Raw genomic sequence first — 7,251 nt, forward strand, 5'->3', positions numbered from 1 at the left:
TCGCTTCCGGACCTTCCCGGCTGCAGATCCAACCGGCCAGGATAGTTGTCGTCGACCGGTCAGGTTAATTGTCGCCGGCCAGCGAGCCCAGCCTGCTCAACCGCTCATCTGCGGGGCAACCTGGTAGCCTATTGCCATGCACCAGCACCACATTCCCCTACCCCGCCCCACTGCGCACTGAGGCGGTCGCTAATGTCCCGCACCATCCGCTATTACGACATCGAGGCCACCCGATTTGCCGAGGACACGTTGGGCGTGGACATGTCCGAGCTGCACGACCGTTTTCTCGCGCACGTCCCCGCAGGTGGGCTGATCCTCGATGCCGGCTGCGGCGCGGGACGCGACATCAAGGCCTTCATGCAAGCCGGCTTCCGGGTACGCGCCTTCGACGCCTCCGTCGAACTCGTACACATTGCGAAAGCACACTCCGGCCAGGCGGTCGAGTTACGCCGCTTCGACGACGTCGAGGAACGCTGTTGCTACGACGGCATCTGGGCCTGCGCCAGCCTGCTCCATGTCCCGGAGGCCGACTTGCCCGCCACCCTCGCCCGCTTGTGGGCAAGCCTCAAACCGGGCGGAGTCTTCTATCTCAGCTTCAAGCACGGCGAATGTGAACGCCGCGCCGGGGAGCGCGACTTCACCGATGCAACCGAGGCACGGCTCAGCGAGTGGGTAGCAGGGCTGCCCGAATTGGAATCGGTGGAATGCTGGATCACGCGGGATCAACGACCAGAGCGCAGCGAGGAGTGGCTCAATGGTCTACTACGTCGAAAGACCCTCTCGACGCACCGCCTCTTCACTGGAGAGCCGCAGCACCCACTGCTATCGCAGCTCTGCCGCTCGATCGCCACTGCGGACGAGATCGACCTCGCCGTGTCTTTCGTGCAGGCGAGTGGACTGCGCCTGCTACTCCCGGACCTTTATGACGCGCTGGCCCGCTCGGCAGACGAATCGCACCTACCGGTACGAGTCCGTATCCTAACCAGCGACTATCTCGATATCACCGACCCGAGTGCACTACGGCTACTGGTGCTGTTGCAGGCGCAAGGCGCACGAGTGCGGATCTTCGAGGCCGGCAGTCGCAGCTTTCATCTCAAGGCCTACCTATTTACCCACTTCCCCAGCCCAAGCGCGCTCCACGGAAGCGTCTTCATCGGCTCGAGCAACATCAGCCGGCCAGCGCTCACCGACGGGCTGGAATGGAACTACCGCATCGAATACCCAGGTGACGACGGCTTCCTCGAAGCACGCGCCCGCTTCGAGGAGATCTTCCGAGATCCACGAACGGTAGAACTCACCGACGCATGGATCGAGCGCTATGAAGCGCGCCGCGTCCCGCCGCCACGGCCGATCGAACCGAGCGCCGAGGAGAGCGAGAAGCCCCCAAACCCAACACCGATCCAACAAGAGGCGCTGGCCGCGCTTACCCGCACCCGACACGACGGCTATCTGCGCGGTTTGGTGGTCCTCGCCACGGGCCTCGGCAAGACCTGGCTCGCCGCCTTCGACGCCGAACAAATCGGTGCCCGTCGCGTGCTATTCGTCGCCCATCGCGAAGAGATACTCAAACAGGCCGCAGACACCTTTGTCCGCATCCGCCCGCGCGCGCGTATCGGCTTTTACATGGGTCAGGCCCGTGACACTCAGGTCGACGTGCTATGCGCCTCGGTGCAGACACTCGGCCGCAACGCGCACCTCGAGCGCTTCGCGCCGCAGCATTTCGATTACATCATCATCGACGAATTCCACCACGCCGCAGCCCCGACCTATCGCCGCCTGCTCGCTCATTTCGCGCCGCAGTTCCTGCTCGGCCTCACCGCCACGCCCGATCGTACCGACCAGTCCGACATCCTGTCCCTGTGCGACGACAACCTCGTCTTCGACCGCAATCTCTTCGCGGGCATCGAAGCCGGCCTGCTCGCGCCATTCCACTACTTCGGCGTCTGGGATGCGTCGGTAGACTACGAGGAGATCCCCTGGCGCAACGGCCGCTTCGACCCCGAAAAGCTGTCGAACAAGCTCGCTACCCTAGCCCGAGCCCGCCATGCACTCAAGGAATGGCGCAAGCGGGCCCAGCAACGCACCCTCGCCTTCTGTGTGTCAGTACGGCACGCCGAGTTCATGGCGACGCAATTCCGACTGCAAGGCATCGAAGCCGCCGCCGTGTACGCCGGCTCCGAACTCGCACGTGGAGAGGCGCTGGAGCAGCTCGCCGAGGGGCGGCTAGCGGTGATCTTCTCGGTCGATCTGTTTAACGAAGGCGTTGACCTGCCCGCGATCGACACCGTCCTGATGCTGCGGCCCACCGAGTCCAAGATCCTCTTCCTGCAGCAACTCGGTCGCGGCCTTCGCCGCGCCGAAGGCAAGGAACGCCTGGTCGTGCTCGACTTCATCGGCAATCATCACAGCTTCCTGCACAAACCCCAGGCGCTCGGCCAGATCGGCAGCGGGTACAAGCAGCTGGCAGAATTCGCGCGCAAGATCGAGACGCACCGGCTCGAACTCCCGACCGGTTGTTACATCAACTTCGACTTGGAGTTGATCGATTTTCTGAAGTCGCTCGATGGGGATGGTGTCGCCCGTGACTACGAGGCGCTACGCGACGGCCTGGGGCGCCGCCCGACGCTCGCGGAGTTCTACCGCAGCGGCGCAAACCTCGGGCGGATGCGCAATGAGTACGAAAGCTGGTTCGGGCTCGTGAAAACGATGGGCGATCTCGCCCAGACGGAATCCGCCAGCCTCGGCGCGCACAAAGATCTGCTGCGCGAACTCGAGACCACCGCGATGACCAAGAGCTTCAAGATGGTTCTCCTCGAAGCCTTCCAGGAACTCGACGGCTGGCACCGTACGCCCACCCTCGACCAGCTCGCGGAGCGATCGTGGCAGGTTCTGCAGCGCCGCCGGCCACTCCTCGCCGATCTTCCCGACATCCTCGCAGACACCCAAGACGGCACGACCACCGGCTGGCAACGCTACTGGCGTGAAAACCCGGTGAATGCGTGGATCGGCGGTAACCAGACACGGCAGAAAAGCCAGCTATTCCGCGTCCGGAGTGATCGCTTCGAACCCGTTTTCGATGTCGCGCCCGAGCAGCAGGAAACGCTCACGGAAATGGTGCAGGAGCTGATCGACTACCGCCTGGCCGCCTATGAAGCCCGGCGGAGCACGACGGCCAGTACCGACAACGTGATTCCTTTCCCGCAGCAGCGCCCGGACAGGACCGAGCTACCCTATTTCCCCAATCTGCGCATCGCCTGCGGCCATTTCCGCACCGCCCGCGCCGATGCCGAGGAACATCGCCGCGTCGGCACTGGCTACGGCCGCCTCGACCCCGCCCGCCACTTCATCGCCCGCGCCTCGGGTAACTCGATGAACGGCGGTAAGAACCCGATCCGCGATGGCGACTATCTGCTACTTGAGCTCGTCAGCCCAGGCAATGCCGGCTCGATCACCGGTAGCGTCATGGCGATCGAGCGTCAGGATCGTACGGGTGAGGATCAGTACCTGCTACGGGTCGTCACCAAGCAGCGCGACGGCAGCTACGTGCTCGTCGCGAACAACCCCGACTACGAAGACATCCACGTCACACCCGAAATGGCAGAAGAACTACGTACGCTCGCCCGTCTGAAAGCGATCATCGATCCGCTCGAACTGGCGGTCGGCGAGTCCTTCATGCGAGAAGAGATCCCGTCCCTTTTCGGCGCCGAATTCAATCCGGGAAACTGGAATAGCGGGCATGTCGTGCTCCCGGAGCGTAATGCACACGTGCTGTTGGTTACGCTGAACAAGCAAGGCAAGTCAGAAGTTCATCGCTATCTCGATCGCTGGATCGACGATCACACCTTCCAGTGGTCGAGCCAGAACTCGACCACTCCAGAGAGCAAACGCGGACGGGAGATCATCGAGCATCAGAACCTGGGGATCACACTGCATCTCTTCGTACGAGAAACAAAGCTGGCTGGCGGAAAGGCAGCGCCGTTCATGTATTTCGGGAAGGCTCGATACAAGACGCATGATGGGAGCTCGCCGATGAGCGTCGTGCTTGAAATTGGATGAGGCGTGGTCAGAGGCAGTGAGCCATGGCTTCGCTCAGACTCGAGTCCCCGATCAACGACCCGGATCCCGGGGGAAGGTGTGGCGCACACAAATTACGCAAGCGCCCCGCTCAGCGCCGCCTCCGCCGCCCGCGACACCACAATCTCAAGCGCCAACTGCGCCCGCGTCATCCCCACGAACAGCCGCCTGCGCGCCCCTTCGTCCAGCTGCTCGAAATCCACCTCCGTCAGCACGACCCCCATGGCGCTCTGCCCTTTGAACCGATGCACGGACTCGATCAGGAGCTCGCCCCCTGACCACACAGGCTCACCGTCAGCGGTGTATCGCCCCAGAAACCTCCGCAGCCCCAACGTGCCCAGCTTCGCCTCCTTGAGCAGGAGCGAACGACCATGTCCTCGCGCACTCAGGACGACGATGTCGTCAAGCGGAACCCCGTGCTCGCGCAAGGCCTCCACCGCCGCCAGGGTCTCGCGGCGCAGGCCGCGCTCGTCGTCGTACGCGCGGAAAGTCGGCAGCTCACCGGCGTAAGGGCTGCGCGCCTCGACTGTCCCGCCGGCCAGCCCGAGCGCATTGATCACATCGACGATGGCGCGCGGCGAACGGAAGTTTTCGTTGCAGCGCACATTGACCGCTCCATCGAGATCGTACCCGTCGCGCTCATAGAGACGCTGCGCGTCGTCCTCGAGCAGATAGAGCCGCCCATCTTCCTTCAATTGCGGTAGCAGGCTCGCGACCCAGGCGGGGTCGAAGTCCTGTCCCTCGTCGATGATCACGAGGTCGTACAGGGCCTCGAAGTTGTGTGCGTCGCTGCCGTAGCGCTCGACGACCGCCTGGAAGATGCCCTCGGCGGTGAAGTCCGGCTCACCCTGCGTGCGCCGCCAGTGCTCCACGCAGAGCTCGTGAAAACTCGACACCCGCGCACGCGCCGGCGCGATGTGGCCGATGTGATCTGCCAGCGTGCGGTTGAAGCAGACGTAAAGCGCGCGCTGCCCTGCGGCGGCGGCGGCGTCGAGCAGGCGCAGCGCAAGCTGCGTCTTGCCGGAGCCTGCCGTCGCCTGAATACGTAAGACGCCGGACGGCGAAGCAATGCGCGGCACCCAGGTCGCCAGGCCGTCGGCGAGGCGGCGGCTCGTCTGGCGCACCTGGTCACCGAGCACCTGAAGGTCGATCGAGACCTTGAAGACGTTGCCCAGGAAGCGACGGAGCGATTCCACATCGCTGCGGCTGCTCCCCTGTTCCAGCAGCTCGCGCACGCGGGTGCCCAGGTGCGAGTAGTCGTTCGCGTCGATGATGCGCTCACGCGGCATCGAGACGATGCGGGCGTCTTCCACCTGATAATCGGGAAGGACGACACAGCCCGTGACGTGCGCATGCAGGCCGGCCTCGGCAAGGCGGTTGAGCATGGCCGCATGCTGCACTCGGGTCTGGCGGGCGACATCGTGTTCGCGTTGCCCGTAAAGCTTGACGAGATTGCCCTCGATCAGCGCGAGCTCGCCGGCCTTGACCTCGACCAGGAGGATGTTGCCGCTCGGCGCCAGGACGACGAGGTCGATCTCGCCGTGCCGACCCTCACCGTGATGCGCGGTCTGCCAGGCGACGCTGTGGAAGACCTCGTATCCGTCGGGCAGCGACTGCTGCAGGCGTTCGAGGACATCGAGCTCGCGATACAGGCCGCCGTCGTGGCGAAGGGCGTCGATCGTTGGGAAGAGTTGCGCCATCGGGATAATCGAATGTCGTGGGGGAGGACGGATCGGATTGTGGCACAGGGTGTGTCGGGGCCGCGTCGGTCAAGACCCCGACTCCTGCCTGCGCAGCAGGCATGTAACGCCCAATACTTGTAACGGACGCGCCCCTGAAGACGGGTGTGCAACACCCTCGGCATCGTGTCCAAGGACAGCCTGAAAGTCACCCGCTCAGCGATTAATGCTGGATGACCAAGACACCACGAGCCAGATCGAACACCGCGAGCAACATGCAGATCTTGTGCGGACTGGCCCGACCACGGGCTGCGCGCCAGCGACCGTCTCTGCGGACGATGCGGGGCTCCTGCCGCGCCCCCCTGACAACGGACACAGAAAAAGCTCGCAGCGAACTCTCCATGAGTCGGTCCAAGGCGCGCCGGGCATGGGGCGTCCGCTCAACCCGCCCCCCCTTGCCCCCGCGCCCCTGCCGGACTAGATTCCCATCCCGCGCCACACAACGACCGCCAAGGAAGTCCGCTCGATGAAACCCGCCCCGCTCCAGCCCCGCCGCCTGTCCGACGGCATCGTCGAGCGCATCGAGACCCTGGTGCTGGAGGGCAGCCTGCGCCCGGGCGAGCGCCTGCCCGCGGAGCGCGCGCTCGCCGAGGAGTTCGGCGTGTCGCGTCCGTCCGTGCGCGAGGCCATCCAGAAGCTGGTGGCGCGCGGGCTGCTGGTGAGCCGGCATGGCGGCGGCACCTTCGTGAACAGCACGCTCGGTGCCTCGTTCCGCGATCCGATGATCGAGCTGCTCGGGCGCAATCCCGAGGCCCAGCGCGACCTCATCGAGTTCCGCCACACCCTGGAGGGCGCCTGCGCCTACTACGCCGCGCAGCGCGCCACCGCCCCCGACCGCGAGCGCCTGAAGGCCGCCTTCGAGCGCGTGCAGGACTGCTACCTGCAGCAGGGGCGCATCAGCCGCGCGGACGAGGGGCGGGCCGACGCTCTCTTCCACCTCGCGATCGCCGAGGCCAGCCACAACGCGGTGCTGCTGCACACCATCCGCAGCCTGTTCGAGCTGCTCGAGCACAACGTGGTAACCAACATCGGCGGCATGCTGCCGCTCGGCAGCGCGGTGCGCGACCGTCTGCTGGCCCAGCACGAAGCGCTGTATCGCGCCATCGTGGAGGGTCGCGCCGAGGACGCCCGCCGCCTGGCGTCCGAACACATGGACTACGTGCAGGAAGTATTGAACGACAACCGCGACGAGATCGAGCGGATCGAGCGCGCGCAGCGCCGGCGCGAACCGGTCTGAGCGGTACCGCGGCCGCTCGCGCCACGAGATCCCCCGCGGGGGCAGGGATCGAGGCCGCCGCTGAAGTCGCCTCTGCATGCGGTCGCGCGCGCACCACGCGAGCGACCGCGCTCACTTCCTGGAGCCCCCGGAAGCGGGAGCGGCCGTCAGCGCGCCGCCGCGCGCAGCGCCTGCAGCGCGCGCTGACCGGCGCGGCCGTCG

General features: G+C 65.4%; 3 protein-coding genes. 2 read left to right on the forward strand and 1 reads right to left on the reverse strand.

What is annotated here, in order from left to right; genetic code table 11:
• Window positions 1–192: 192 nt before the first annotated feature.
• A complete protein-coding gene (locus C665_RS17080; protein WP_004323883.1) occupies window positions 193–4,056 on the forward strand; it encodes a DUF3427 domain-containing protein in 3,864 nt (1,287 codons plus the stop codon).
• Window positions 4,057–4,148: 92 nt separating this feature from the next.
• Here C665_RS17080 and C665_RS17085 read toward each other — a convergent pair whose 3' ends face one another.
• Window positions 4,149–5,774 carry an NERD domain-containing protein gene (locus C665_RS17085; protein WP_004323885.1) on the reverse strand — a complete coding sequence of 542 codons (1,626 nt, stop codon included), beginning with the start codon at window positions 5,772–5,774 and terminating at the stop codon, window positions 4,149–4,151.
• Window positions 5,775–6,279: 505 nt separating this feature from the next.
• Between C665_RS17085 and C665_RS17090 the strand changes: the two genes are divergently transcribed.
• A complete protein-coding gene (locus C665_RS17090) occupies window positions 6,280–7,050 on the forward strand; it encodes a GntR family transcriptional regulator (RefSeq protein ID WP_004323887.1) in 771 nt (256 codons plus the stop codon).
• Window positions 7,051–7,251 lie beyond the last annotated feature (201 nt).

The organism is Thauera aminoaromatica S2, from assembly GCF_000310185.1.
Taxonomy (GTDB): domain Bacteria; phylum Pseudomonadota; class Gammaproteobacteria; order Burkholderiales; family Rhodocyclaceae; genus Thauera; species Thauera aminoaromatica.

Bases quoted from the DNA above. Each gene is read 5' to 3' on its own strand.
- C665_RS17085 (WP_004323885.1), bottom strand. From the start codon at position 5,774: ATGGCGCAACTCTTCCCAACGATCGACGCCCTTCGCCACGACGGCGGC.
- C665_RS17090 (WP_004323887.1), top strand. From the start codon at position 6,280: ATGAAACCCGCCCCGCTCCAGCCCCGCCGCCTGTCCGACGGCATCGTC.
- C665_RS17080 (WP_004323883.1), top strand. From the start codon at position 193: ATGTCCCGCACCATCCGCTATTACGACATCGAGGCCACCCGATTTGCC.